Source organism: Pseudomonas sp. Ors-4-3C (assembly GCF_055755035.1).
On sequence record NZ_CM146900.1, the window covers coordinates 224,208 to 244,433 of the forward strand.

Annotated in this window: 24 protein-coding genes; 10 read left to right on the top strand and 14 right to left on the bottom strand. The window is 60.5% G+C overall.

Features of this window, described 5'->3' with window-relative positions:
* Positions 1-814: 814 nt before the first annotated feature.
* The 3 genes from ACVHNU_RS00980 to ACVHNU_RS00990 are packed head-to-tail and all read right to left on the bottom strand — an operon-like array spanning position 815 to position 4,237.
* Positions 815-1,720 carry an acyltransferase gene (locus ACVHNU_RS00980; protein ID WP_103486180.1) on the bottom strand — a complete coding sequence of 302 codons (906 nt, stop codon included), beginning with the start codon at positions 1,718-1,720 and terminating at the stop codon, positions 815-817.
* Positions 1,721-3,850, bottom strand: a complete 2,130-nt coding sequence (gene pta / locus ACVHNU_RS00985) for a phosphate acetyltransferase (RefSeq protein WP_473018819.1) — start codon at positions 3,848-3,850, stop codon at positions 1,721-1,723. It lies immediately after the preceding gene.
* Between the two features lie 60 nt (positions 3,851-3,910).
* Positions 3,911-4,237, bottom strand: a complete 327-nt coding sequence (locus ACVHNU_RS00990; RefSeq protein ID WP_080593221.1) for a DUF3565 domain-containing protein — start codon at positions 4,235-4,237, stop codon at positions 3,911-3,913.
* Here ACVHNU_RS00990 and ACVHNU_RS00995 point away from each other — a divergent pair.
* The 3 genes from ACVHNU_RS00995 (at position 4,206) to ACVHNU_RS01005 (ending at position 6,544) form a co-directional block, all read left to right on the top strand.
* On the top strand, positions 4,206-4,691 hold the full coding sequence (locus ACVHNU_RS00995) for an FKBP-type peptidyl-prolyl cis-trans isomerase (protein ID WP_003221719.1): 486 nt from the start codon (positions 4,206-4,208) through the stop codon (positions 4,689-4,691). The two genes, ACVHNU_RS00990 and ACVHNU_RS00995, sit on opposite strands and share 32 nt — an antisense overlap.
* A gap of 124 nt (positions 4,692-4,815) precedes the next feature.
* On the top strand, positions 4,816-5,298 hold the full coding sequence (locus tag ACVHNU_RS01000) for a glutathione peroxidase (RefSeq protein WP_103486179.1): 483 nt from the start codon (positions 4,816-4,818) through the stop codon (positions 5,296-5,298).
* Positions 5,299-5,440: 142 nt separating this feature from the next.
* Positions 5,441-6,544: an NADH:flavin oxidoreductase gene (locus ACVHNU_RS01005; RefSeq protein WP_473018820.1), complete on the top strand. Its 1,104-nt coding sequence runs from the start codon at positions 5,441-5,443 to the stop codon at positions 6,542-6,544.
* A gap of 218 nt (positions 6,545-6,762) precedes the next feature.
* On the opposite strand, the gene ACVHNU_RS01010 is transcribed toward ACVHNU_RS01005, so the two are convergent.
* Positions 6,763-7,962 carry a glycosyltransferase family 4 protein gene (locus tag ACVHNU_RS01010; RefSeq protein ID WP_103520213.1) on the bottom strand — a complete coding sequence of 400 codons (1,200 nt, stop codon included), beginning with the start codon at positions 7,960-7,962 and terminating at the stop codon, positions 6,763-6,765.
* Between the two features lie 54 nt (positions 7,963-8,016).
* Complete coding sequence (gene cysZ, locus ACVHNU_RS01015; protein WP_473018821.1) at positions 8,017-8,769, bottom strand: sulfate transporter CysZ; 753 nt, start codon at positions 8,767-8,769, stop codon at positions 8,017-8,019.
* Between the two features lie 311 nt (positions 8,770-9,080).
* Here cysZ and trxB point away from each other — a divergent pair, with 311 nt between their 5' ends.
* Positions 9,081-10,043 carry a thioredoxin-disulfide reductase gene (gene trxB, locus ACVHNU_RS01020; protein WP_003221727.1) on the top strand — a complete coding sequence of 321 codons (963 nt, stop codon included), beginning with the start codon at positions 9,081-9,083 and terminating at the stop codon, positions 10,041-10,043.
* Between the two features lie 182 nt (positions 10,044-10,225).
* On the opposite strand, the gene ACVHNU_RS01025 is transcribed toward trxB, so the two are convergent.
* The 6 genes from ACVHNU_RS01025 to ACVHNU_RS01050 all read right to left on the bottom strand — a co-directional run bounded on the left by ACVHNU_RS01025 (position 10,226) and on the right by ACVHNU_RS01050 (position 13,335).
* The gene (locus ACVHNU_RS01025) at positions 10,226-10,564 is read right to left on the bottom strand and encodes a HopJ type III effector protein (RefSeq protein ID WP_102900671.1); all 339 of its coding nucleotides are present in this window, start codon (positions 10,562-10,564) and stop codon (positions 10,226-10,228) included.
* Positions 10,557-10,853 carry a DUF1244 domain-containing protein gene (locus ACVHNU_RS01030; RefSeq protein ID WP_473018822.1) on the bottom strand — a complete coding sequence of 99 codons (297 nt, stop codon included), beginning with the start codon at positions 10,851-10,853 and terminating at the stop codon, positions 10,557-10,559. The genes ACVHNU_RS01025 and ACVHNU_RS01030 overlap by 8 nt, the downstream gene beginning before the upstream one ends.
* Positions 10,854-10,921: 68 nt before the next feature.
* Positions 10,922-11,293 (bottom strand): dihydroneopterin triphosphate 2'-epimerase, encoded by a 372-nt coding sequence (gene folX / locus ACVHNU_RS01035; protein WP_003221732.1) that lies wholly within the window; start codon positions 11,291-11,293, stop codon positions 10,922-10,924.
* Positions 11,294-11,854, bottom strand: a complete 561-nt coding sequence (gene folE / locus ACVHNU_RS01040; RefSeq protein ID WP_003221735.1) for a GTP cyclohydrolase I FolE — start codon at positions 11,852-11,854, stop codon at positions 11,294-11,296.
* A gap of 21 nt (positions 11,855-11,875) precedes the next feature.
* Positions 11,876-12,586, bottom strand: a complete 711-nt coding sequence (gene folM / locus ACVHNU_RS01045) for a dihydromonapterin reductase (RefSeq protein WP_473018823.1) — start codon at positions 12,584-12,586, stop codon at positions 11,876-11,878.
* 179 nt (positions 12,587-12,765) lie between these two features.
* Positions 12,766-13,335, bottom strand: a complete 570-nt coding sequence (locus ACVHNU_RS01050; protein WP_003221739.1) for an antibiotic biosynthesis monooxygenase — start codon at positions 13,333-13,335, stop codon at positions 12,766-12,768.
* 210 nt (positions 13,336-13,545) lie between these two features.
* On the opposite strand from ACVHNU_RS01050, the gene ACVHNU_RS01055 reads away from it, so the two are divergent.
* Positions 13,546-14,505 (top strand): MerR family transcriptional regulator, encoded by a 960-nt coding sequence (locus ACVHNU_RS01055; RefSeq protein ID WP_338800834.1) that lies wholly within the window; start codon positions 13,546-13,548, stop codon positions 14,503-14,505.
* A 3-nt stretch (positions 14,506-14,508) separates the two neighbouring features.
* Here ACVHNU_RS01055 and ACVHNU_RS01060 read toward each other — a convergent pair whose 3' ends face one another.
* On the bottom strand, positions 14,509-15,114 hold the full coding sequence (locus ACVHNU_RS01060) for a hypothetical protein (RefSeq protein ID WP_003221742.1): 606 nt from the start codon (positions 15,112-15,114) through the stop codon (positions 14,509-14,511).
* Positions 15,115-15,169: 55 nt separating this feature from the next.
* Entirely contained in the window at positions 15,170-15,646 is a 477-nt protein-coding gene (locus ACVHNU_RS01065; protein WP_201135781.1) for a PAS domain-containing protein, read from the bottom strand.
* A gap of 153 nt (positions 15,647-15,799) precedes the next feature.
* Between ACVHNU_RS01065 and ACVHNU_RS01070 the strand changes: the two genes are divergently transcribed.
* Complete coding sequence (locus ACVHNU_RS01070; RefSeq protein ID WP_103521859.1) at positions 15,800-16,255, top strand: flavodoxin; 456 nt, start codon at positions 15,800-15,802, stop codon at positions 16,253-16,255.
* On the opposite strand, the gene ACVHNU_RS01075 is transcribed toward ACVHNU_RS01070, so the two are convergent.
* Complete coding sequence (locus ACVHNU_RS01075; protein WP_473018824.1) at positions 16,245-17,132, bottom strand: LysR family transcriptional regulator; 888 nt, start codon at positions 17,130-17,132, stop codon at positions 16,245-16,247. The genes ACVHNU_RS01070 and ACVHNU_RS01075 overlap by 11 nt on opposite strands.
* 94 nt (positions 17,133-17,226) lie before the next feature.
* Between ACVHNU_RS01075 and ACVHNU_RS01080 the strand changes: the two genes are divergently transcribed.
* From ACVHNU_RS01080 to ACVHNU_RS01095, 4 genes are all read left to right on the top strand, one after another.
* On the top strand, positions 17,227-17,613 hold the full coding sequence (locus ACVHNU_RS01080; protein WP_007968058.1) for a CidA/LrgA family protein: 387 nt from the start codon (positions 17,227-17,229) through the stop codon (positions 17,611-17,613).
* Positions 17,603-18,289: an LrgB family protein gene (locus ACVHNU_RS01085; RefSeq protein WP_103485812.1), complete on the top strand. Its 687-nt coding sequence runs from the start codon at positions 17,603-17,605 to the stop codon at positions 18,287-18,289. The genes ACVHNU_RS01080 and ACVHNU_RS01085 overlap by 11 nt, the downstream gene beginning before the upstream one ends.
* 131 nt (positions 18,290-18,420) lie before the next feature.
* Positions 18,421-19,203, top strand: a complete 783-nt coding sequence (locus ACVHNU_RS01090) for a class II aldolase/adducin family protein (RefSeq protein WP_338800837.1) — start codon at positions 18,421-18,423, stop codon at positions 19,201-19,203.
* Positions 19,203-20,105 (top strand): alpha/beta fold hydrolase, encoded by a 903-nt coding sequence (locus ACVHNU_RS01095; protein ID WP_473018825.1) that lies wholly within the window; start codon positions 19,203-19,205, stop codon positions 20,103-20,105. The genes ACVHNU_RS01090 and ACVHNU_RS01095 overlap by 1 nt, the downstream gene beginning before the upstream one ends.
* The last annotated feature ends 121 nt before the right edge of the window (positions 20,106-20,226 follow it).

The following is a 20,226-nucleotide window of genomic DNA, read 5'->3' on the forward strand; positions in this document are numbered from 1 at the left end:
CGGCGGGTCACTTTTTCCAGACGCCGAAAAAGTAACCAAAAAGGCTTGCTCCTGCGTTCGGCCCGCTCGCTGGGGCTCGGGGTCCCTTCGCTGCGGGATTGATCCGGGGGCAGCGCCTACGGTTTGCTTCGCTGCACCTCCTCTCGCTGTGTTTGGCTGCGCCAAACGGTCGCTGCGCTCCCACCCCCGGATCAATCCCTCCGCTCAGCCTTCCGACGTCGCCTGTGGATCAAGATCAAGGTCAAGAGCGACAGCCGAGCTTGCGCTCATCCTGGAGTGGGGCGGCATGCGCCGCGTGCGGGTTGTACTTATCTTCCTGTAGGAGCTGCCGCAGGCTGCGATCTTTTGATCTTGATTTTGTGGGAGCTGGCTTGCCAGGGATGGCGGCCTGCCAGCCGACCAGTCTCTAACTGACCACACCCAATCCAACTGTAGGAGTGAGCCTGCTCGCGATGGCGGCCTGACAGCCGACCAGTCTCCAACTGAACACACCCAATCCAACTGTAGGAGTGAGCCTGCTCTCGATGGCGGCCTGACAGCCGACCAATCCCTGACTGAATGCACCCAACCCAAAACTGTAGGAGCGAGCCTGCTCGCGAAAGCGGCCTGCCCCCAATCAATCCCCAACTGAATGCACCCAATCCCAATGTGGGGGCTGGCTTGCCAGCGATGGCGGCCTGCGAGCCGACCAATCTCTAACTGAATACACTTGATCCAACTGTAGGAGTGAGCCTGCTCGCGATAGCGGTGTGTCATTCAACATTGGGAGTGGCTGATCCACCGCTATCGCGAGCAGGCTCACTCCTACAGGGGATTAGCGTTTGCCTGCGAATTCTCGGTGCATCTGTTCCAGCAGCGCATCCTTGTCCTGCCACAGCTGGTTGATCCAGCCCTGGAATTGCAGGCGATATTCGCCGTCCTGGTCGTAGTTTTTGCCGATGAATGCCGGGGGGATTTTCAGTTCTTCAAAGTGCACCACCACGTCGCGCACGTTGCCGCACAGCAGATCCCAGAAACCCGGGCGCCCGCCCGGGTAGTGAATGGTCACGTTGACGATCGACTCCAACTGTTCGCCCATGGCATCGAGCACAAACGCGATGCCGCCAGCCTTGGGTTTGAGCAGGTACTTGAACGGTGACTGCTGTTGCGCATGTTTGCCTTCGGTGAAGCGTGTGCCTTCGACGAAGTTGAAAATCCCCACCGGGTTGTTGCGGAATTTCGCGCAGGTCTTGCGCGTGGTTTCGAGGTCTTTGCCTTTCTTTTCCGGGTGCTTTTCCAGGTAGGCCTTGGAGTAGCGCTTCATGAACGGGAAGCCCAGCGCCCACCAGGCCAGACCGATCACCGGGACCCAGATCAGCTCCTGCTTGAGGAAGAATTTCAGTGGCTGGATACGGCGGTTGAGTACGTATTGCAGTACCAGGATGTCGACCCAGCTCTGGTGGTTGCTGGTGATCAGGTACGAGTGTTGGTAGTCCAGACCTTGCAGGCCGCTGATGTGCCAGCGCGTGCGGCGCACCAGGTTCATCCAGGCTTTGTTGTTGCTGATCCAGGCTTCGTGGGTGTGGCTCATCAGCCACAGTGAGGCGCGGCGGGCGAGGTCGAAGGGCAGCACTTTGATCAGCGCCACGCAGAACAGGAACGAGCACAGCAGAATCGTATTGAGCGCCAACAGCAGCGCGGCGATCAAGCCGCGAATCGGGGCGGGCAGGAAGTCCAGCATTTACACATCCATAGGTCGGTTGGCGGCTTGGATCGCGGTCAGGGCGATGGTGTAGACGATGTCGTCGACCTGCGCGCCGCGCGGCAGGTCGTTCACCGGTTTGCGCAGGCCTTGCAGCATCGGGCCGAGGCTGACGCAGTCGGCGCTGCGCTGCACGGCTTTGTGGGTGGTGTTGCCGGTGTTCAGGTCGGGGAAGACGAACACCGTGGCGCGACCGGCCACCTGGCTGTTCGGTGCCAGTTGCCGGGCGACGTCTGCGTTGGCAGCGGCGTCGTATTGCAGCGGGCCGTCGATCAGCAGCGAATGCTGTTGCTCGTGGGCGAGCAGGGTGGCTTCGCGGACTTTCTCGACTTCTTCGCCGCTGGCCGATTCGCCGCTGGCCGATTCGCCGCTGGCCGATTCGCCGCTGGAGTAACTGATCATCGCCACGCGCGGGGTGATGCCGAATGCGGCAGCCGAGTCGGCGCTTTGCAAAGCGATCTCGGCCAGTTCTGTTGCGCTCGGGTGCGGGTTCATCACGCAGTCGCCGTAGACCAGCACTTCTTCGGGGAACAGCATGAAGAACACCGACGACACCAGCGTGCAGCCCGGTGCGGTCTTGATCAGTTGCAGGGCCGGGCGGATGGTGTTTGCTGTGGTGTTGATCACGCCCGAGACCAGACCGTCGACCTCATCCAGCGCGAGCATCATGGTGCCGATCACCACGGTGTCTTCCAGTTGCTGTTCGGCCATCGGCGCGTTGAGGCTTTTGCTTTTGCGCAGGGCGACCATCGGCTCGATGTAGCGCTCGCGGATCAGGTCCGGATCGAGAATCTCCAGCCCCGGCGGCAACTCGATACCTTGCGCGCGGGCCACCGCCTCGACATCTTCAGGTTTGGCCAGCAACACGCAACGGGCGATGCCGCGCTCCTGGCAGATTGCTGCCGCTTGCACGGTGAGCGGCTCGCTGCCTTCGGGCAGGACGATACGTTTGTTCGCCGACTGCGCCCGTTGAATCAGTTGATAGCGGAATACCGCGGGTGACAGGCGCATTTCCCGCGGCGTGCCGCAGCGTTGATGCAGCCACTTGGCGTCGAGGTGGCTGGCGACGAAGTCGGTGATGATCTCCGCGCGCTCGCGGTCATCAATGGGGATTTCCTTGTTCAGGCCATTGAGCAGGTTGGCGGTGTCGTAGGAGCCGGTGCTCACCGACAACACCGGCAGGCCGGCCTGCAACGCGCCACGGCACAGATCCATGATGCGCGGATCGGGCAGGGTGTCGCTGGTCAGCAACAGGCCGGCCAGCGGTACGCCGTTCAACGCCGCGAGGCTGACCGCAAGAATGATGTCGTCGCGGTCACCCGGGGTCACCACCAGCACGCCGGGTTTGAGCAGCTCCACGGTGTTGCGCATGGTACGGGCGCAGATGATGATTTTGGTCATGCGCCGGGTTTCGTAATCGCCGGCGTTGAGCACCTGCGCGCCCATCAGGTCGGCGACGTCACGGGTGCGCGGTGCGTTGAGTTCGGGCTGGAACGGAATGCAGCCGAGCAGGCGGAAATCACCGCTGCGCAACAGCGGCGAATGCTCCTTCAGACGTGTGGCGAAGGCGTCCATGCTTTCATCGGTCTTGACCTTGTTGAGGATCACGCCGAGGACTTTCGGGTCTTTCGGGCCGCCGAACAGTTGCGCCTGCAATTCGACGCGGCCGGAGAGTTCGGCGAGCACTTCGTTTTCCGGCGCCGAGACCAGAATCACTTCGGCATCGAGGCTCTTGGCCAGGTGCAGGTTGACCCGCGCGGCGTAACTGGCGCTGCGAGTAGGCACCATGCCTTCGACCACCAGCACGTCTTTACCGATGGCGGCTTGCTGATAAAGGGCGATGATTTCTTCGAGCAACTCATCGAGCTGGCCGTCGCCGAGCATCCGCTCGACGTGGGCCAGGCCCAGTGGCTGCGGCGGTTTCAGGCCGTGGGTGCGCGCCACCAGTTCGGTGGAACGCTCAGGGCCGGTATCGCCCGGATGCGGCTGGGCAATCGGTTTGAAGAAGCCGACTTTCAGTCCTGCCCGCTCCAGGGTGCGCACCAGCCCGAGGCTGATGGAGGTCAGACCCACGCCAAAATCGGTGGGCGCGATAAAAAAAGTTTGCATGCGGATTCTCTAAGGGTGCATGGCAATGGTGGCGATCTATACGTGACCGCCTACCGCAATTCAGTCGCCAAGGTTATCGCTAACCGAGCCTTGTGCGCACCAACCGCAGGCAAAGGGTTGGCCTATTTTTTCAATACGTTGCGCCGGATCAAGAACCCAGGCCCGCGATTGCCACGGCGGCTGGTGACGCAGGTGCTGGGTGTGGCCACAGGAAAGCTCGGCGACCCAGTGACCGTCTTCATCCTGATGGAAGCCGGTGATCGTCGAATCCCGTTTGTCCGGGTTGTGTTCGCTTTCGCGCGATTGCTTCGCTAAACTTGGCCTTTCTATATTCTTATGCAAAAGGTCTCGCCCCATGCTGATCGCCGCCAATAAGGCTGTCTCCATCGACTATACCCTGACCAACGACGCTGGTGAGGTCATCGACAGCTCCGCCGGCGGCGCTCCGCTGGTCTACCTGCAAGGCGCAGGCAACATCATCCCGGGCCTGGAAAAAGCTCTGGAAGGCAAAGCTGTCGGTGACGAGCTGGAAGTTTCCGTTGAGCCGGAAGACGCTTACGGCGAATACGCCGCTGAACTGGTCAGCACCCTGAGCCGCAGCATGTTCGAAGGCGTTGACGAGCTGGAAGTCGGCATGCAGTTCCACGCTTCGGCGCCGGACGGCCAGATGCAGATCGTGACCATCCGTGACCTGGACGGCGACGACGTCACCGTCGACGGTAACCACCCACTGGCCGGTCAGCGCCTGAACTTCAAAGTGAAGGTCGTTGCTGTTCGTGATGCCAGCCAGGAAGAAGTCGCTCATGGCCACGTCCATGGCGAAGGTGGCCATCACCACTGATTTTCTGCGCTAAGCTTCGAGTACTGGAGAGGCGCCTGCGGGCGCCTTTTTAGTCCGCGGCTGTCCTTGGTGGCCTCGCCAAGTGGCTGTTTCGAGTAGAACACGGGAATCCCTGGAGTACGTCATGAGTGCTTTTCACGACCTTAAGTTGACAGCCCTGGATGGTCAGGAGCTACCGCTGGCGCCTTTCAAGGGCCGAGTCGTGCTGGTGGTCAACGTCGCCTCCAAATGCGGCTTGACCCCACAGTACGCGGCACTGGAAAACCTCTATCAGCAATTCAAAGACAAAGGCTTCAGTGTGCTGGGCCTGCCGTGCAATCAGTTTGCCGGTCAGGAGCCAGGTACCGAACAGCAAATCCAGGAGTTCTGCAGCCTGAACTATGGTGTGACGTTTCCGTTGTCGAGCAAGCTTGAAGTCAACGGCCATGATCGTCATCAGCTGTACCGCTTGCTGGCGGGCGAGGGCGCAGAGTTTCCGGGGGATATCACCTGGAACTTCGAGAAATTCCTGCTCGGCAAGGATGGCCGGGTATTGGCGCGATTCTCGCCGCGCACGCCGCCGGATGATCCGACCATTGTCCACGCGATTGAAAAAGCGCTGGGCTGAAACACAAAAATCGCAGCCATTGAGCTGCGATTTTTTTTTGCCTGACTTTTGACTCTTAATCATTCAGATCAATAGTGCTGTTCAAAGGCACTGACTGTTCATATTATCGCCGTCATAAAGTCATTCCCTGTGGAGCCTTCCAATGCCGGTTCAAGCCCTGTTCAAACCGTTCCACCTCGGTGCCCTCGAACTGCCGACCCGTGTGGTCATGGCGCCGATGACCCGCTCGTTTTCCCCAGGTGGCGTACCCAATTCCAAAGTGATCGAGTACTACCGTCGCCGCGCTGCGGCCGGTGTTGGTCTGATCATCACCGAAGGCACCACCGTCGGTCATAAGGCTTCCAACGGTTACCCTAACGTGCCGCAGTTCTTCGGCGAAGCGCCACTGGCCGGCTGGAAGAAGGTGGTTGATGCGGTACACGCTGAGGGCGGCAAGATTGTTCCGCAACTGTGGCACGTCGGCAGCGTGCGCCGCATCGGCACCGAGCCGGACGCCAGCGTCCCGGCTTACGGTCCGACGGAAAAACTCAAGGATGGTCAGGTCGTGGTGCACGGCATGACCAAACAGGACATTCAAGACGTGATCGGTGCTTTCGCCCAAGCGGCGAAGGATGCGCAAAGCATCGGCATGGACGGCGTGGAAATCCACGGCGCACACGGCTATCTGATCGACCAGTTCTTCTGGGAAGGCAGCAACCAGCGCACCGACGAATACGGCGGCAGCCTGGCCAACCGTTCGCGGTTCGCCATCGAGTTGATTCAAGCGGTGCGCGCGGCAGTCGGTGAAGGCTACCCGATCATCTTCCGTTTTTCGCAGTGGAAGCAGCAGGATTACACCGCGCGTCTGGTGCAGACCCCGGAGGCGCTGGGCGAATTCCTCAAGCCGTTGGCCGACGCCGGGGTGGACATTTTCCACTGCTCGACGCGGCGTTTCTGGGAGCCTGAATTTGATGGTTCCGAGCTGAACCTGGCGGGCTGGACGCGCAAGCTCACCGGCAAACCTACCATTACAGTGGGCAGTGTCGGCCTGGACGGTGAGTTCCTGCAGTTCATGGTCAACACCGATAAAGTCGCGCAACCGGCGAGCCTGGAGAAACTGCTGGAGCGTCTGAACAACGACGAATTCGATCTGGTGGCGGTTGGCCGTGCGCTGCTGGTGGATCCGGACTGGGCGCTGAAAGTCCGTGAAGGGCGTGAGCAGGACATTCTGCCGTTCAGCCGTGAGGCGTTGATGACCCTGGTTTAAGCGTCGCCATTACCGACCCCTTCGCGAGCAAGCTCGCTCCCACATTTTGAAATGCATTCCAAGTGTGGGAGCGGGCTTGCTCGCGAAGAGGGCATCAGAGTCGACGATATCTAAGGCAATGCCTGCGCATTCGGCACCACCTGCTCCCACATTTTGAAATGCATTCCAAATGTGGGAGCGGGCTTGCTCGCGAAGAGGGCATCAGGGTCGACGATTATCTAAGGTAATGTCTGCGCATTCGGTAACACCTGCTCCCGCACACACGCGCCACGCAGATGCTTTTCAAACTGCTCGATGATCGCCGCCCACCCCTGGCGACTGGCATGCTGCCGCGCATTCAGACGTACACAGCGCAAGCGCTCGTCCTCTTCCAATAACCACGCCGCCGCATCGCAGAACGCTTCCTCATCCCCGGGCATCGCCAACACGCCGTTGTAGCCGTGACGGATGTGCTGCGCCGCCGCAGCCTGATCGTAAGCGACCACCCCCAGACCGGACGCCAGTGCTTCAAGTACCACGTTGCCGAAGGTTTCGGTCATGCTCGGAAACAGAAAGATATCGCCGGACGCATAGTGCGCCGCCAAAGCTTCGCCGCGTTGTGAGCCACAGAAAATCGCTTGCGGGATTTGCTTTTCCAGCGCCAGACGCTGCGGCCCGTCGCCGACCACGATCAGCTTCAGATTGCGCTGTGGATAAGTGCTGCACAGGGTGTCGAAGCAGCGCTTGAGCAGGCCGAGGTTCTTCTCCGGGGCCAGACGTCCGACGTGAATCACCGCGATGTCCTGCTCGGACAAACCCCATTGTTCACGCAAGCCGTTCAGGCGCTTGGCCGGGTGAAACAACTGGCTGTCCACGCCACGGGACAGCAGGGCGAGGCGATCGAAATGCCGACGCTCCAGTTCCAGGCGCTGACTGAAACTGGGCACCAGGGTCATCGCCGAGCGGTTGTGAAACCAGCGCAGATAATGCGTGAGCAAGCGCGTCAGCAAACTCAGCCCGTACTGATTGGTGTACTGCTGAAAATTGGTGTGAAAGCCACTGACCACCGAGATCCCCAGACGTCGCGCCGCGCGCAAGGCCGACAAACCGAGCGGGCCTTCGGTGGCGATGTACAGCACATCCGGGCGCTGGCGTTTCCAGCGCCGCAGCAGCTTGTGCATCGAAGACTGACCCCATTGCAGTCCGGGATAACCCGGCAACGGCCAGCCCCGGCACAACAGCAAGGCATCGTCCTCGACGCGCTGCGGATCGCCCGCCTGACGCGGGCGCACCAGCTCCACCTGATGCCCACGCGCGCGCAAGCCATCGCACAAGCGGCCAAGGGTATTGGCCACCCCGTTGATTTCCGGTGGGAAGGTTTCGCTGATCAGGGTGATATGCAGAGCTGTCGTCATGACCTCAGTGTCGGCTGAGGCCATGTCGTGCCTGTGACGTTCGGATGATGGATTTGTGACTGGCTGTCTGGGGGCGGCCTAGCGCTGCGTGACGAGGTTCTCCGCACCCCGTTCACGCACCCAGAACAATGTTGCCCCGGCCACAGCGGCCGGCATCATCAGAATGTTGACCACTGGAATCAGCAGCGCCAGATAGACGATCCCGCCAAAACTCATGCTCTGCCAGCGCTTCTGGCGCAGCCAGGCGAGCATTTCGTTCCAGCCCAGTTTGTGGTTGTCCGCCGGGTAGTCGATGTACTGGATCGCCATCATCCACACGCCGAACAGCAGCCACAGCGGTGCGGCGACGATGTTCACCACCGGGATGAACGAGAGGATGAACAGGCCGATCGCCCGGGGCAGGAAGTAGCCGAGTTTGCGCATTTCCCGGGCGAGGGTACGCGGGATCATCGCGATCAGTTCGCCCCAACTGAAGGCCGGGAAGTCGTCGGTGCCGCGCACCACCACTTCGACTTTTTCCGCGAGGAAACCGTTGAACGGCGCGGCGATCACGTTGGCGAGCATGGTGAAGGTGAAGAACACCATCAACGCCACCAGCACCACGAACAGCGGCCAGAGGATGTAGCTGAGAAAACCCAGCCAGTCGGGCAGCGACGGCATCAGGCTGTCGACCCACAGGCTGAACTGATGGCCGGCCAGATAGATCAATCCGACGAACAGCACCAGGTTGATCGCCAGCGGCAGCAACACGAACAGGCGCAGGCCCGGGCTGAGAACCAGTTTGAGGCCTTCGCGCAGGTATTGCGGGCCAGACAGAACAGGGGCGGGCATAAGGTGCTCCGAGCAAGGGAAAACGCGCCGACCTTACCGGCTTTGCACTGCGTGCGAAAGCGCGGCAGAACGATCGACATTCACTGTAACAAAGACGTCGATCTGGTCGGAGTCTGCGCATAGAGACCACCTATGAGCTGGATTGTTAAACCGTATTTCCTTAATCTTGCCCCCCTCGATACGCTGCACCCAACTTTTTACAGGACTGTCGAGCTCATGCCTTCCCCAAGGTTATCCACAGTCCTTTTTTATTCCCGCCGGCAGTCCGGCGTTCCGCGCCAGTCTTTCGGCTCGGTCAACAGGAGCAGGTCATGTCTGAAGTCCGTCATTCGCGAGTGATTATTCTCGGTTCCGGCCCTGCCGGTTACAGCGCCGCGGTCTACGCCGCCCGTGCCAACCTCAAGCCACTGCTGATCACCGGCATGCAGGCTGGCGGTCAATTGACCACCACTACCGAAGTCGACAACTGGCCAGGCGACGTTCACGGCCTGACCGGTCCGGCGCTGATGGAGCGGATGCGCGAGCACGCCGAGCGTTTTGAAACCGAGATCGTTTTCGATCACATCAACGCCGTGGACTTCGCTGCCAAGCCATACACCCTGACCGGCGACAGCGCGACTTACACCTGCGACGCCCTGATCATCGCCACCGGTGCCAGCGCTCGTTACCTGGGCCTGCCGTCGGAAGAAGCGTTCATGGGCAAAGGCGTTTCGGCCTGCGCGACCTGCGACGGTTTCTTCTACCGCAACAAGCCAGTGGCTGTGGTCGGCGGCGGCAACACCGCTGTTGAGGAAGCACTGTACCTGGCCAACATCGCCAGCACCGTGACCCTGATCCACCGTCGCGAAACCTTCCGCGCCGAAAAGATCCTGATCGACAAGCTCAACGCCCGTGTGGCCGAAGGCAAGATCATCCTCAAGTTGAATGCCAACCTCGACGAAGTGCTGGGCGACAACATGGGCGTGACCGGCGCGCGCCTGAAGAACAACGACGGCAGCTTCGACGAAATCAAGGTCGACGGCGTATTCATCGCGATCGGCCACACTCCGAACACTTCGCTGTTCGAAGGCCAGTTGACCCTGAAAGACGGTTACCTGGTGGTGCAGGGCGGCCGTGACGGCAACGCGACTGCAACCAGCGTCGAAGGCATCTTCGCTGCGGGTGACGTGGCCGACCACGTTTACCGTCAGGCCATCACCTCGGCCGGCGCCGGCTGCATGGCGGCACTGGACACCGAGCGTTACCTGGACGGTCTGCAGAACGCTTCGTTCTAAATCGCAGACACAAAAAAACCGGCTTCGGCCGGTTTTTTTTGTGCCCGTATTTCCGCTACACCGCATAACCCTGTGGGAGCGGGCTTGCTCGCGAAAGCGTTGTCTCAGACAAAGAAAAGTCGCCTGACACGGCGCCTTCGCGAGCAAGCCCGCTCCCACAGGGGATGGTGTTAGATCTGATATCAGCGGCGAGTCAGGGGCTGAGCGGTGAACTTCACACCCGCCAGACCGTGCTTGATCAGCGCGCGAATATTGCCGTGGTCGCTGCCCTCAGGCGTCGCCACCACCGAACGGTAATGTTCACCGAATGCCAGCAGCGCTTCTTCATCGCTCAGGCCTTCCAGCAGTGCCAGGCCCAGGGTCTTGCACGAACCTTCGTTCTGCCCGGCGGCGTTTTCCACGCCACCGTTGTTGAACGCTTGAGGCTGATAGTCGTAACCGGCGGCGATGAAAGCCAGGGTGTCGGCGAAAGCGTGTTCGCCGCTTTTGAGGCTGGCGCGCAGGGTGTTCAGATCACTCATTGGGTTTTCCTTTGGCGAACGTCGCTTGTTGCTCGGCGCTGGCTTCTTGCTGATATTGGGCTTTCCACTCGGCGTAAGGCATGCCGTAAACCACTTCACGGGCGTCATCGAGGCTGACCTCGATCTGCTGCTCATCGGCGGCAGCCTTGTACCACTTGGACAGGCAGTTGCGGCAGAACCCGGCGAGGTTCATCAGGTCGATGTTCTGCACGTCCTTGCGGCTGTCCAGGTGAGCGACCAGCCGGCGGAAGGTGGCGGCTTCGAGTTCGAGGCGTTGTTGCTCGGTCATGATGGGCTCTGTGCAGTCTATTCGTGGCGCGGATGATAAAAGTCTGGCACGCGATGCGCCAGACATGCTCAGCGGCTGGCAGCGAGGGTGATCGACACCGACTCGGCAAACCGCAGCGCATGCGGCTTGTCGACTTCGACTTCGGCGTACAGCACCGCGGTATTGGTCATCACCAGGTCCAGCAATTCCTGGGTCAGGCGTTCGAGCAGCGCAAAACGATTGCCCTCGACGTGGGCGATGATCGCCTTGGTGATGGTGCGGTAATTCAGCGCGTGGTCGATGTCGTTGTCGCGCACCGCTTCCTGCGCGGCGTACTGGATGGTGAGGTTGATCAGCACATCCTGCTTGTTGAGGATCTCGTCCTCGTTGATCCCGATAAAGGTGCGCAGGCGCAGATCCTTGACCCGGATGCGCGCCATTCCCGGTTGAAGTTGTGACATTTACTTGCTCCGTCCAATCAATTGCAGGAACTCCTGGCGGGTGTTGCTCGACTCGCGAAAGGCGCCGAGCATGACCGAGGTGTTCATGGTCGAATTCTGTTTCTCGACACCGCGCATCATCATGCACATGTGCCGGGCCTCGATGACCACCGCGACGCCGGCGGCATCGGTGACCTGTTGCACCGCATCGGCAATCTGCCGGGTGAGGTTTTCCTGAATCTGCAGGCGCCGGGCGAACATGTCCACCAGCCGCGCGATCTTCGACAGCCCCAGCACCTTGCCTGTCGGAATATAAGCCACATGGGCTTTGCCGATGAAGGGCAGCAGGTGATGTTCGCACAACGAGTAGAGCTCGATGTCGGCGACGATGATCATCTCGTCGCTGTCAGAAGCGAACAGCGCGCCATTGACGATCTCATCCACACTCTGTTCGTAGCCGTGACACAGATACTGCATGGCTTTCGCCGCGCGCAGCGGCGTGTCGAGCAAGCCTTCGCGGTCAGGGTCTTCGCCGAGGCCGATGAGGATCTCGCGGTAATTCTCGGGCAGGGAACGGGTCATGGCAGATCCTCGCGCAGCAACTTATTTGACGTGACGTCCGCCGTTGACGGTCAGGGTCGTGCCGGTGACATAGGGGTTGTCGAGCAGATAGCGCAGGCTCTGGTAGATCACTTCGCTGCCGGGCTCGATGCCCAGCGCGGATTTTGCCAGCGCCTTGGCGCGGTACGCCGCGTCGTCGTCGGGATTGAACAATAGCAGGGCCGGCGCGATGCCGTTGACCTTGATCGTCGGCGCATAGCGCGCGGCGAAGGACAGGGTCAGGCTGTCGAGCCCGGCCTTGCTGGCGCAATAACCGATGTGTTTGCTGCTGCCCTTGCGCGTGACATCGTCGCTGATGTGGATGATGTCGGCCGGGGTAGAGCGCTTGAGCAGGTCGGCGCAGTGCAGATTGATCAGGTATGGCGCGAGCATGTGCAAGTTGAACATGCGCGAGAAGGCTTCAGCTTCACTGCCCGGGGTTTCCGCCAGCCATTCGGAGGCGTTGTGCACGATGGCGCGCAGGCTATCGGTGCGGGTCTTCAGTTCATCGATGAAGGCAAGGATGGCAGCTTCGCTGGAAAAGTCCGCGAACACGCCGATAGCGCCCAGATGCTGCAAGGTTTGCACGCCGGGACGTTCGCTGCGGTAGGTAAAGATGACCCGATGGCCGTCCTCAAGCAAACGCTGCGCGCAGTGCAGACCGACACGCTGGCCGGCACCGGTAATGAGGATCGGGGCGGAGGATATGGACATGAACGGCTCGCGTCGCGGTGGGAGTAAAAACTATAACAGTGACGCGGGGTCCCCACCTATCGCAAGACGGGTGCTGTGCTTTTGTGGGAGCCGGGCTTGCTCGCGAAGGCGGTGTGCCAGGCACGGATACATCAACTGACACGACGCTTTCGCGAGCAAGCCCGCTCCCACATGGGCTCTCAGCGGTTTTGAGACACTGGTTCAACAGGCAGTCGAGGTGCTGGAACACTGTTCAGCCAGTTCGCCAGCAACCGCGTCGACAACGGAATAAAGAAATACACCATCAACGGCGTCAGGCACGCCGTGCTGATCAACACCCGCGGCAGCAGGCTCATCTCGCCCAGCAGCGGCCCGAGGACAAAGTTGAACAGCAGTGACACCGGGAAGAACGCCAGCCAGATCGCCACGGCCTGTTTCCAGCGCGGTGGCCGTTGACCGGCCGCACCGAACCAGCCTTCGATGCCGCTGACGCGGTGCTCTTTGGGGTGTGCAAACAGATCGCTGCCACGGGCCAGCCACGCGGTACGCGAGGCCGAGTGCTCCCAGGCGTGCAGGGTCTGCTCGTCGACGAAGCGGAAAATGATCTGGAATTCGTTGTCACCGGGTGGCGGAGCGAGCACGCCGGAACCCAGGTAACCGGGAAAGTCTGTGGCCAGTTGTTCGCCTTCGCGCAGCCAGGCCATCAGGTCCTGATAGCGGCCGTCGGCGACGCGACGCGCAACCATCAGCGTGACGGGGGAAGTAGACATTATGTATCTCCGTATTCCGAGTGCGTCGCTCCGGGTAGGAACTTCGCAATACGCAGGCGGGGGTAGGAGCCTGCGCTTTTCAACAAGCAAGGATTATTCCTGATTTTCGTGATTAAACCAGAGACGTTCGTCGCAGATCATTGCTTGAACGCTGATGGGGCATCGGATATAGAATGGGATCCAAGAACCATCAAGGACATTGATCGGACAATGCCTGTCAAAACGGACATTCACCCTGCCTCGCAGGCCTCTGTCACGCTCGAGCGTGAAGAGCTGTTTCCCATTCGTGAGGTTTCGCGGCTGACGGGCGTGAACCCAGTCACGCTACGTGCATGGGAGCGTCGCTATGGGTTGATTCAACCAACGCGCACCGAAAGCGGGCATCGTCTGTATTCGATGACCGAAATCGAGCGTGTGCGCAGCATTGTCGACTGGATTGATCGCGGCGTGGCCGTGAGCAAGGTCGGCAAGATCCTCGCCAGGACCGAGCCGTTGAAAGCCTTGGCCCATATCATTTCCGATGATCTGGTACAGGCTGATTACGCGCAGTGGCAGCAGCAGGTGCAACTCGCCGTCAGTTCATTTGACGACCGGGCGCTGGATCAGGTCTACAACCAGATCTTCTCGTCCTACGCGTTGCCGGTGGTGTTTCACGACATCCTCATGCCTTTGTGGCTGCAGATGCTGCAGCGCCAGGACGCCTTCGGCCAGACCAGCGAGTGGCTGTTTTTCGATGGGTTTCTGCGGGCGCGGGTCTTGCAGCGCATCGTCGTGCTGCGCGGCACGCAGCCGCGCAAGGTGGTCGTCAGCGCACTGGCCGGTCAGTGCCGGGAGCTCGAGTTGCTGGTCGCCGCGTTGTTTCTCAGTGGCAATGACGCCGGGGTGCGGGTGCTGACCACCGGTCAGCCATTCGATGAGTTGGCGCTGGTGTGCGAGCGGATCAAGCCGCAGGCGCTGGTGCTGTTTTCCAATCACGCTCCGACAGCCGATTTGCCGCGACGGTTGAACCGTCTGGCCTTGAGCCTCGATTGTCAGGTGATGCTGGCCGGTGATACCGCGGATCTGGCGCAGGACAGCCTGGCGGGTTCTTCGATTGGTTGTCTGGGCAACGAAGGGGCGACAATGCGTCAGCGCATGACGCAGTTTCTCGCGGGCAAACTGGATACGTGAATTTCAGGTGTGCAGGGCAGGGTGGGTCAGGCGATGTTGCTGCAGGATGAACTGGCGCAGGCGTTCGGTTTCGTCGGCATCGGTCTGGCTGAGTTCATAGGCAAAGAAACCCTGTTCGGTCTCTCGCTCGAAGTTGCCACGCAGGGAGATCCGCTCATAACCTGACGGGCTGAACCACAGGGCGAAATGCCTCGGCGGTTTGGTTTTGTTGCGCATCTCCAGCAGCAGGCCTTTGTGCGATACCTCGTGAACCCACATCGCCCCCGGCTGGCCCTTGGCGTTTTCCAGTGCCACCGGTTCTTCGAGCGTCAGACGCCATGGCCGGATCATCGGGCCGTCTTCGTAAATGCTGGGTACACCGAGACGCAGATGCAGCGCGTGGAATTCGTCCTCCACCAGATGCAGCGGGAAAGTCATCTGCTGGTTTTCGAAGTTGGCCTGAATGGTCACTTGTTCGTGAGCAGCGAGGCGCGTGAGCAGATCGCGGATTTGCGAACCACCGTTGACCAACAGGCTCGACGTCGCATCCCGCACATTAAGCTGCGGGTTATGCTGCATGGTCTGGATGAAATCCAGCTCATCCTGGGTCAGGAGTGCGTCGCGTTGCATGGCCTGGCTCGAAAGAAATAGTTACAAAGTCATTGGTGATTGTAGTTAATGACACTTAGTTCGCAGTTTTGTTTGCGCCGTTCGTCGCTTTCAAAGCTGCCAGCTCCGCCTGCAGTGCGGCGACCTCGGCTTCCAGCTGTGTCACACGTTGCTGGGCCTTGACCTGAACGGTCACATCCTTCTGTACGCCGACGAAGTAAGTCATCCCGTCATCCGCGTTTTTCACCGTCGACAGTGACAGTTCATTCCAGAACGGCGTGCCGTCCTTGCGGTAGTTGCGCAGTGTTTCCCGACACGATCCACCGTTGCGCAGCACCTCGCGAATCCGCGCCAGGCTCGCCTGATCGCGGTCTCCGGCCTGCAGAAAACGGCAGTCCTGATAGAGGATTTCTTCGCTGGTGTAGCCGCTCAGGCGTTCGAAGGCCGGGTTTACATAGATCAGGATGTTGTCCTGCTCGCCTTCTTTCTCTGCCACCACAATTCCATCGTTCGACGCGTTGATCACCATTTGCAGCAGACTGGCATTGATCATCTGTGAATCCTTTCAGCATTGTCGATGGCTCGCATTCTAGAAGATCAACCGGCGCTGTCTATAGGCCATCAGTATCCGTTGAGAGCCAATCGCAACTTCATCCTTCGGGCTGGTACTATCGCGGCTCTTTTTTTTCGTTTCAGGATCCGTTTGATGAAAGTCGCCATTCTCTCCGGTTCGGTCTACGGCACTGCCGAAGAAGTCGCTCGCCATGCCCAGAACCTGTTGAAAGCCGCCGGTTTTGAAACCTTCTATAACCCACGTGCCAGCCTGGCGGATCTGCTGTCTTTCGGCCCTGAAGCGCTGCTTGCCGTGACCTCGACTACCGGCATGGGCGAGTTGCCGGATAACCTTCAGCCGTTGTATTCGAGCATTCGCGATCAGTTGCCGATGGCCTGGCGAGGTTTGCCCGGCGCGGTGATCGGTTTGGGCGATGCCAGTTACGGCGATACGTTCTGCGGCGGCGGCGAACTGATGCGCGAGTTGTTCGCCGAGCTGGGCGTGCGCGAAGTGCAGGACATGCTGCGTCTGGACGCCAGCGAAAGCGTGACCCCGGAAGCCGATGCCGAGCCATGGCTGGCGCAACTGATTGCCACGCTCAAGGGCTGATCGCGCGTTCGCGCAGCAAGGCCAGCCAGGCCTGGGCGGCTTTCGACAGATAGGCGCCCTGACGCCAGATGAACGCGATGTCCCAGCGCAGATAATCCGGCGCTCGCAACGTCAGGCGCACCACGCCCGGACGCTCCAGTGCCCGGGCGACCACGCTGGGCAGCAGCACCACGCCTTGCCCGGCGGCGACCAGTGCCACGAGAAAGTCCGCCTGGCCGCTGCGCCCACCCTCTTTAGGGGTGAAACCCATCTGCTGGCAGGCCTGCAATAACCGGTCATTGAGCACGAAACTGCGCTGGTACAGCAGGAACGGCGTGTCGGCCAACTCCTCAAGAGCTATCTCGCCGCGTGCCGCCAACGGATGATCCACCGGCAGCAACGCATCGAGTTTCTCGTCGCAGAACGGCTGAAAGTCGAACTGCGGATCTTTCGGCAACAGGCTGCCGCCCAACTCCAGTTCGCCGCTGAGTACCGCGTGCTCGACGTTGCGACTGCCGCCTTCAAGCAATTGAATGCTGATGTTCGGATAGCGCCGCCGATACTCGGCGAACAGTCCGGCGAATAACGCATCACTGCCCAGCAGCGGCAGACCGAGGCGCAATTCGCCGCGCGCCAGTTGGCTCAGATCATCCAGCTCACTCAGCAACTCATTGCGCAAACGCAACATGCCTTCGGCCCGCTGCAGCACCACGCTGCCCGCGGCGGTCAGGCGCAGTTGCGAGCCGAGCCGTTCGAGCAACGGCGTGCCGAGGCTCTGCTCCAGTTGCGCGACTTGCTTGCTCACCGCCGACTGGCTGATGTGCAGGGTTTTCGCCGCTTGGGTGAAGCCGCCCTGATGCATGACTTCGACAAAACTGCGCAGCTGTTTGAATTCCATCATCCGATTCCGTTTTGGAATAGTGCTGAGTCTAACAATTCGCTTCTGGGATGACAGGCCGCTTCGTAAAATGAGCCCCTGTCAGGAGCCCATCATGAACGCCGCATCCCTCAAGTATCTTTCCCGTCTATTCGCCGAGCTGGCCGTGTTGCTCGGTCTCTACCTGCTCGGCTGCCAGATCGCCGCGTGGCTGGCCTGGCCGATTCCCGGCGGCGTCATCGGCATGGCCTTGTTGCTGCTGGCGTTCGCGTTCGGCTGGGTCAAACCGGCGGCGCTGCAACTGGGGGCCGGATTGCTGATGGCCGAGATGCTGCTGTTCTTTATTCCAGCGCTGATGAGCCTGCTCGACTACGGCGCGCTGTTACGCAATGACGGCTGGCGAATTCTGCTGGTGATCGGCGCCAGTACCCTGATGGTGATGCTGGTGACTGCGTTCACCGTAGAGCTGGCCGTGCGTCTGAGGCGGTCCCATGAAGCTTGAATGGATGCCGATGTTCTGGCTCGCCTTCACTCTGCTGGCGTACCTGTTCAGTCGCTGGATTTATCGGCGCACCGGGCGCTATCTGCTGTCGCCACTGATTCTGGTGCCGGCACTGCTGCTGGCGCTCGCCGTGCCGCTGCACACCGCGTATGCCGAATATTCGAGCAACACCCATTGGTTGATGCTGGTGCTCGGGCCGGTGACGGTCGCCTTCGCCGTGCCGATCTGGCAACAGCGGCGCTTGTTGGTACGGCACTGGTCAGCGCTGTTGCTGGGTATGCTCGCCGGCAGCGCGGCGTCGATCGCCACCTCGTTCGGACTGGCCAGGGCGCTGGCGCTGGACACCTCAGTCACGATGTCGCTGGTGCCACGCTCGATCACCACGCCATTCGCCATGCCGCTGGCGCAGGATCTGGGCGGTGTGCCCGAGCTCACCGCGGTGTTCGTGATGTTCACTGGCGTGTTCGGCGCGATGCTCGGCGGCGTGTTGCTCAAGTGGTTGCCGCTGCGCAGTGCGCTGGCGCGTGGTGCGTTGTTTGGGGTTGGCGCGCATGGCGCCGGGGTCAGTCGGGCGCATGAAGTGGGCGGTGAGGAAGGCTCGGTGGCGGGGCTGGTGATGGTGCTGACCGGGCTGCTCAATCTGTTCGCCGCGCCTTTGTTGGCGTCGTTGCTTTGACATGGATCCAAGCTGTTTGCATTGCTGACCCGCTCAGTCATCAAGCTGGCTGGCAATGCAACTACGTGAATTGTGGGAGCTGACTAGACTGCTGACACGTGCAAAACAATAAGAACGCAGAGGTGCATACAGTGAGCGTAGCCCCCGTCCAATCGCCCCTTGATGTCAAAGACCAGGTCAGTGCCGCGGAATGGCAGACCCGGGTCGATCTGGCCGCCTGCTATCGACTGGTGGCGCTGCATGGCTGGGATGACCTGATCTTCACCCACATTTCCGCCAAGGTTCCGGGCACCGAAGACTTCTTGATCAACCCGTTCGGGTTGATGTTCCATGAGATCACCGCCTCGAGCCTGGTCAAAGTCGATCAGGCCGGCAACAAGCTCATGGACAGTCCCTACGAAATCAATCCCGCCGGTTACACCATCCACAGCGCCGTGCACGAGGTACGGCACGATGTGGTTTGTGTGCTGCATACCCACACCGCGTCCGGTGTAGCCGTTTCCGCGCAAAGACAGGGTGTGTTGCCGATCAGCCAGCAGTCGCTGTTCGTGCTGTCGAGCCTGGCCTATCACGCCTACGAAGGCGTGGCGCTGAATCACGAAGAGAAGGCGCGCTTGCAGGCCGACCTGGGCGATAACAATTTCCTGATGCTGCACAACCACGGTCTGTTGACCTGTGGCGGCACCATCGCCGACACCTTTCTGATGATGTTCACCTTCCAGCGCGCCTGTGACATTCAGGTCATGGCGCAAACCGGCGGTGCTGAACTGATCGCCATCGAACCGCAAATCCTCGCGGGCGCCAAGGCGATGATCGCCGGCGTGACCAAAAGTGCTCAAGGCATGGGCGGCGCGCTGGCTTGGCCGGCACTGCTGCGCAAACTCGATAAACAAGACCCCGGGTATAAACTCTAATGCCTCTTGCCGAGATTCCTCTGTGTGTCTGGCGCAAACGCAGCCGGACGTTTGTCTTTCGCGGCCAGTCGATCCGTTACTGGACGGCGGGGCAGGGTGAGCCGCTGCTGCTGATCCACGGTTTCCCGACGGCCAGTTGGGACTGGCACTACCTGTGGCAGCCGCTGGCCCAGCGTTACCGAGTGATCGCCTGCGACATGCTCGGTTTCGGTGATTCGGCCAAACCGCTGAATCACAGCTACAGCCTGCTGGAACAGGCCGATCTGCAACAGGCGCTGTTGGCGCATCTTCAGGTCGAGCAAGCGGTGCATGTGCTGGCCCACGATTACGGCGACAGCGTTGCCCAGGAACTGCTCGCCCGGCATTACGAAAATCGTATCGAGGTCGCCAGTTGTGTCTTTCTCAATGGCGGCCTGTTCCCGGAAACCCATAGACCGGTGTTGATGCAAAAGCTGCTGCTCAGTCCGCTGGGCTGGATGATCGGGCGTGCGTTTACCCGTGATGCATTGGTGAAAAGTTTTCGGCAGATTTTCGGCCCGCAGACCCGGCCCAGCGAAAGCGAACTGGATGATTTCTGGAGTCTGATCGAGACCCATCGCGGCCCGCGCATCCTGCACAAGTTGATCGGCTATATCCCGGAGCGTCGGGTGCAACGTGACCGCTGGGTGTCGGCGATGCAACGTGGTGAGGTGCCGTTGCGAGTGATCGATGGCGAAGTCGATCCGATCTCCGGTGCGCACATGGTCGAGCGTTACCGCAAGCTGATTACCGATGCCGACACCGTACTGTTGCCGGGCATCGGCCACTATCCGCAGATCGAAGCGCCGGTACAGGTGCTCAAGCATTATCTGGCGTTTCGTGAGCGCCTGGAGTTGCCGCCGCGCAAGGTCGCGTGCTCCTGAAAGATCAAAAGATCGCAGCCTGCGCCAGCTCCTACACAAATTAATGTAGGAGCTGCCGCAGGCTGCGATCTTTTGATTTTGCTGTTCATCATCCCCCAGCCTTATCGCCCACCATTCAGCC

Bases quoted from the DNA above. Each gene is read 5' to 3' on its own strand.
- ACVHNU_RS00980 (WP_103486180.1), bottom strand. From the start codon at position 1,720: ATGCTGGACTTCCTGCCCGCCCCGATTCGCGGCTTGATCGCCGCGCTG.
- pta (WP_473018819.1), bottom strand. From the start codon at position 3,850: ATGCAAACTTTTTTTATCGCGCCCACCGATTTTGGCGTGGGTCTGACC.
- ACVHNU_RS00995 (WP_003221719.1), top strand. From the start codon at position 4,206: ATGCTGATCGCCGCCAATAAGGCTGTCTCCATCGACTATACCCTGACC.
- ACVHNU_RS00990 (WP_080593221.1), bottom strand. From the start codon at position 4,237: ATGGAGACAGCCTTATTGGCGGCGATCAGCATGGGGCGAGACCTTTTG.
- ACVHNU_RS01000 (WP_103486179.1), top strand. From the start codon at position 4,816: ATGAGTGCTTTTCACGACCTTAAGTTGACAGCCCTGGATGGTCAGGAG.
- ACVHNU_RS01005 (WP_473018820.1), top strand. From the start codon at position 5,441: ATGCCGGTTCAAGCCCTGTTCAAACCGTTCCACCTCGGTGCCCTCGAA.
- ACVHNU_RS01010 (WP_103520213.1), bottom strand. From the start codon at position 7,962: ATGGCCTCAGCCGACACTGAGGTCATGACGACAGCTCTGCATATCACC.
- cysZ (WP_473018821.1), bottom strand. From the start codon at position 8,769: ATGCCCGCCCCTGTTCTGTCTGGCCCGCAATACCTGCGCGAAGGCCTC.
- trxB (WP_003221727.1), top strand. From the start codon at position 9,081: ATGTCTGAAGTCCGTCATTCGCGAGTGATTATTCTCGGTTCCGGCCCT.
- ACVHNU_RS01025 (WP_102900671.1), bottom strand. From the start codon at position 10,564: ATGAGTGATCTGAACACCCTGCGCGCCAGCCTCAAAAGCGGCGAACAC.
- ACVHNU_RS01030 (WP_473018822.1), bottom strand. From the start codon at position 10,853: ATGACCGAGCAACAACGCCTCGAACTCGAAGCCGCCACCTTCCGCCGG.
- folX (WP_003221732.1), bottom strand. From the start codon at position 11,293: ATGTCACAACTTCAACCGGGAATGGCGCGCATCCGGGTCAAGGATCTG.
- folE (WP_003221735.1), bottom strand. From the start codon at position 11,854: ATGACCCGTTCCCTGCCCGAGAATTACCGCGAGATCCTCATCGGCCTC.
- folM (WP_473018823.1), bottom strand. From the start codon at position 12,586: ATGTCCATATCCTCCGCCCCGATCCTCATTACCGGTGCCGGCCAGCGT.
- ACVHNU_RS01050 (WP_003221739.1), bottom strand. From the start codon at position 13,335: ATGTCTACTTCCCCCGTCACGCTGATGGTTGCGCGTCGCGTCGCCGAC.
- ACVHNU_RS01055 (WP_338800834.1), top strand. From the start codon at position 13,546: ATGCCTGTCAAAACGGACATTCACCCTGCCTCGCAGGCCTCTGTCACG.
- ACVHNU_RS01060 (WP_003221742.1), bottom strand. From the start codon at position 15,114: ATGCAACGCGACGCACTCCTGACCCAGGATGAGCTGGATTTCATCCAG.
- ACVHNU_RS01065 (WP_201135781.1), bottom strand. From the start codon at position 15,646: ATGATCAATGCCAGTCTGCTGCAAATGGTGATCAACGCGTCGAACGAT.
- ACVHNU_RS01070 (WP_103521859.1), top strand. From the start codon at position 15,800: ATGAAAGTCGCCATTCTCTCCGGTTCGGTCTACGGCACTGCCGAAGAA.
- ACVHNU_RS01075 (WP_473018824.1), bottom strand. From the start codon at position 17,132: ATGGAATTCAAACAGCTGCGCAGTTTTGTCGAAGTCATGCATCAGGGC.
- ACVHNU_RS01080 (WP_007968058.1), top strand. From the start codon at position 17,227: ATGAACGCCGCATCCCTCAAGTATCTTTCCCGTCTATTCGCCGAGCTG.
- ACVHNU_RS01085 (WP_103485812.1), top strand. From the start codon at position 17,603: ATGAAGCTTGAATGGATGCCGATGTTCTGGCTCGCCTTCACTCTGCTG.
- ACVHNU_RS01095 (WP_473018825.1), top strand. From the start codon at position 19,203: ATGCCTCTTGCCGAGATTCCTCTGTGTGTCTGGCGCAAACGCAGCCGG.